The 3,433-nt window shown below is 59.6% G+C and carries 4 protein-coding genes and 1 pseudogene; 1 reads left to right on the top strand and 4 read right to left on the bottom strand.

Going from position 1 to position 3,433, the window contains the following annotated elements; genetic code table 11:
- Positions 1-217, top strand: a 217-nt coding sequence (locus AC27KI_RS20965) for a CinA family protein (RefSeq protein ID WP_487115637.1), incomplete at its 5' end; no start/stop codon positions are given.
- A gap of 40 nt (positions 218-257) precedes the next feature.
- On the opposite strand, the gene AC27KI_RS20970 is transcribed toward AC27KI_RS20965, so the two are convergent.
- The 4 genes and pseudogenes from AC27KI_RS20970 to AC27KI_RS20985 all read right to left on the bottom strand — a co-directional run.
- Positions 258-620 (bottom strand): DUF1493 family protein, encoded by a 363-nt coding sequence (locus tag AC27KI_RS20970; protein ID WP_487115639.1) that lies wholly within the window; start codon positions 618-620, stop codon positions 258-260.
- 40 nt (positions 621-660) lie between these two features.
- Positions 661-969, bottom strand: coding sequence for a hypothetical protein (locus AC27KI_RS20975; protein WP_284406639.1), 309 nt, complete (start codon positions 967-969; stop codon positions 661-663).
- Between the two features lies 1 nt (position 970).
- Complete coding sequence (locus AC27KI_RS20980) at positions 971-1,912, bottom strand: peptidoglycan recognition protein family protein (protein WP_487089492.1); 942 nt, start codon at positions 1,910-1,912, stop codon at positions 971-973.
- A 136-nt stretch (positions 1,913-2,048) separates the two neighbouring features.
- Positions 2,049-3,433: pseudogene (locus AC27KI_RS20985) on the bottom strand (SulP family inorganic anion transporter); the annotation flags it as partial.

The following is a 3,433-nucleotide window of genomic DNA, read 5'->3' on the forward strand; positions in this document are numbered from 1 at the left end:
CGTGGCGCGCTCGCTGGCGCAGGTGAGCGTGGCCGTGACGGGCGTGGCCGGACCCGGGGGCGGGAGCGCGGACAAGCCGGTGGGGACGGTGTGGTTCGGCTGGTCGGTGGCGGGGCAGACCCACAGCGAAATGGTGCGCTTCGCAGGCGACCGGGCGGCCGTGCGTGCGGCCACCGTGCGGCATGCGCTGGCGCGGCTGGCCGATCTTCTGGTTTGACAGCAAACGCCCAAGCCTCAAGACCTTGGGCCTGTGCGCCTCAAGTGGCGGCCTCCCTCGGTCCAGCGGATTCGATGCGGGCGGCATCCCAGCGCTTCAGTTCAACGGACTTCGCGAGCATGCCCAAGGTGATGGGCACCTTCCTCTGTCGATCCCGATAGCGGCGCAAAGGCATCCAAAACAACTGCAATGGATTGAACCCTTCGTTGTGGAAATACCGTCCGAAATCGAACCCGCTGGAATCGACGCCGAACTCCGCGAAGAAGGTCTCCATGAACTCCACCGCATCGTCGCCCGTGATGCTGAGATCGTCCTCGATCGTTGTCTCTGAGTGAAGATTTCGGCCTGGGAGAACCCCAGACTCCTTTCTGGCGAATGCCTCGACCGCTGCAATGAAGCTCATGACCGGATGCTCTCGATCTTTCCGCCGGGTAGTTTGACGGCTAGATTCTGCTAGCGTCGTTGATCTTTTGGCACTCATACGGATCGAGCGTGCCACGCCGATATTTACAATACTCCATAAATCTAGCCTTATCCTCTGCCCTCAGCAGGTCATAGCGTTCGTATTCAAGGCCATCCTGCGATGGATCTTGAAAAAAAATAATCCAAGATGGCTGAGCCTTAATGAAAGGACTCCAACTCACCCCCATCTCATGGTCACCGGTGTATTTATCCAGACCCAGAAATAGCCAGGCCAACAAAATCATTAAAAAACACAATACGAAATAACGAAAATTCTGTTTTTTAAACATATTAAGGCTCCGACAACCCCAATTTTTTCCTGAGCTGATCGGCAATGATCATTCCATAGATCCCTGGACATGCGCGACTGGTTTGAACAGTTTTTGCAAAATCCCTGTGTCCGCCCAATCGACGGATTGGGAAAAAATCCTTCAGTGCACCTACCAACGCCTCCGTTCTAGATATCTGCTGCTCCGTACCTTCGTCGTGCAACACCTTTAATCGATCAGCTTGCACACTCAGAAACTCATTGATAGCAGCCTGGGCACCCTTGGCCTTGGCGACATTCATGACGCCGGGTCCGTATTTAGCGCCCTCCCCTCTTACGCTCAGATCTGCCAATAACACAATCCCAATGACTCCCGTATTCATCGCCTCCACATGAGCCCCTTTGTGACGGATATCAAGTGCCTCGTAGATGGTACCGTCGCAGGCTACCGCATAGTGATAGCTAACTCTCCCGAATTTCTTGATGTCTATCTTCTCTACTTGACGAATGGACTCCATGCCAGGGGCCGCACAACCGAATGTGTTTCCTGCGTGATGAATGGCAATCGAGTGATAGTTCCAATCGTTGGGCGGAATCATCGCTGGATTTTGAGCCTTCCAACTGAGGCGATCAACTATCGATAACCTATCAATCAGGGCTTGACGTATTTTTTCCTGATTTGCAATCCAGCAGGCGGCGGTGGGATTTAAGATTCTGATGCTAGGTTTATCAAGGGCTTGATGGGTCGGCCCTCCTGGGAAAACAGTCGAATCCACAGGAAGAATTCCAACCATTTCCTGAAATGTTCGAATCGCGTCTAATGTTCTGGCATTGATATAACCATCTTCTTTGACAGGCAAATAACCCATTTTGCACTTCATGTGACGGTTGAGCGATGCCTGAATCGCCAAAACATCATTTCTTTTATTCCCTGAAGTCTTACCCACGGGTGAAGTTATTTTCATAGAAGATACTTCTTAAAAAATTCTTAATCCATGAATTTACCCTTAAATAAACAACTCACTAAATAATGAAATTTATAGTTATCTAAACAAAATCTAATGCAGGATATTTCCCTCACAGCGATGGCCGACCTATGCATTACATAGCGGAGTCCGCGCCGCCCCCCAGCCGCCCCACCAGCCCCGCACTGGCCTCGTTCAATCCCACCACCTCCACCACCGCCCCGTGGTGCCGCAGCCGCTGCACCACCTTCTCCAGCGCGGCCACGGCCGTCACGTCCCAGAAATGCGCGCGGGACACGTCGATGCGCACGGGGCGCCCTTCGGCCGCGAGGATGTCGAACGCCTCGATGAACGCGTCGGCCGAGGCGAAGAACACCTGGCCCGACACGTGCCAGGTGCGCAGGCCGGTGGCGGCATCGTCCTCGGCCCGCACGCCGAGCAGACGCGCGACCTTGAACGCGAAGAACACGCCGCTCAGCACCACCCCCACGCCCACCCCGGCCGCGAGGTTGTGCGTGGCGAGCGTGACGGCCACGGTGGCGAGCATCACGGCGCTGGACAGGCGCGGGTGGCGCACCACGGCGCCCAGCGACTTCCAGTCGAACGTCGAGGCCGACACCATCACCATGATGGCCACCAGCGCGATCACTGGCACGCGCGACACCCAGTCCTTCAGCGCCACCATCAGGATGAGCAGGAACACGCCGGCGAACAGCGTGGACAGCGCCCGCGCCCGCCGTATTTCACGTTGCCCACGGCCTGGCCGATCATTCCGCAGCCGGCGATGCCGCCGAAGCAGCTGGCCGCGATGTTGGCCAGGCCCAGGCCCGCGCACTCGCGGTTCTTGTCGCTGGGTGTGTCGGTCATCTCGTCCACCACGGCGGCGGTGAGCACCGATTCGAGCAGCCCCACCATGGCGATCGCCAGCGCCGGCAGCGCGATGGCGCGCAGCGTCTCCAGCGACACCGGCACCGCGGGCAGGCCGAACAGCGGCAGCGCATCGGGCAACCGGCCCAGGTCCGCCACGGTGGGCAGGTGCAGCCCCGTGGCGGAGGCGATGAGCGTGAGCGCCACCACGCAGATCAGCGGCGACGGAATGGCGGTGAGCGCCCGCACCTGCAGCCGCTGGCCCAGCCACGGCAGGCCGTAGATGAGGGCCAGCCCCAGCGCCAGCATGCCCCAGGTGGCGGCGCCCGCGCCACGCAGGTGCGGCAGCTGCGCCGAGAAGATCAGCACCGCCAGCGCGTTGACGAAGCCCGTGCGCACCGAGCTGGAGACGAAGCGCACCAGCACGCCCATGCGCAGCAGCCCGAACGCCACCTGCACCACGCCCGCCAGCAGCCCCGCCGCCAGCAGATGGCCCAGCCCGTGCGACTGCACCAGCGGCGCCGCCACGAGCGCCACCGAACCGGCGGCTGCCGACACCATGGCCGGGCGCCCGCCCGCGAAGGCGATCACGATGCTGATGACGAACGAGGCGAACAGCCCCACGGAGGGATCGACGCCCGCCACGAACGAAAA

This window comes from Acidovorax sp. KPB24-03 (assembly GCF_057546605.1).

Excerpts from the sequence above, each read along its gene's own strand:
- AC27KI_RS20970 (WP_487115639.1), bottom strand. The coding sequence starts at position 620 with ATGAGCTTCATTGCAGCGGTCGAGGCATTCGCCAGAAAGGAGTCTGGG.
- AC27KI_RS20975 (WP_284406639.1), bottom strand. The coding sequence starts at position 969 with ATGTTTAAAAAACAGAATTTTCGTTATTTCGTATTGTGTTTTTTAATG.
- AC27KI_RS20980 (WP_487089492.1), bottom strand. The coding sequence starts at position 1,912 with ATGAAAATAACTTCACCCGTGGGTAAGACTTCAGGGAATAAAAGAAAT.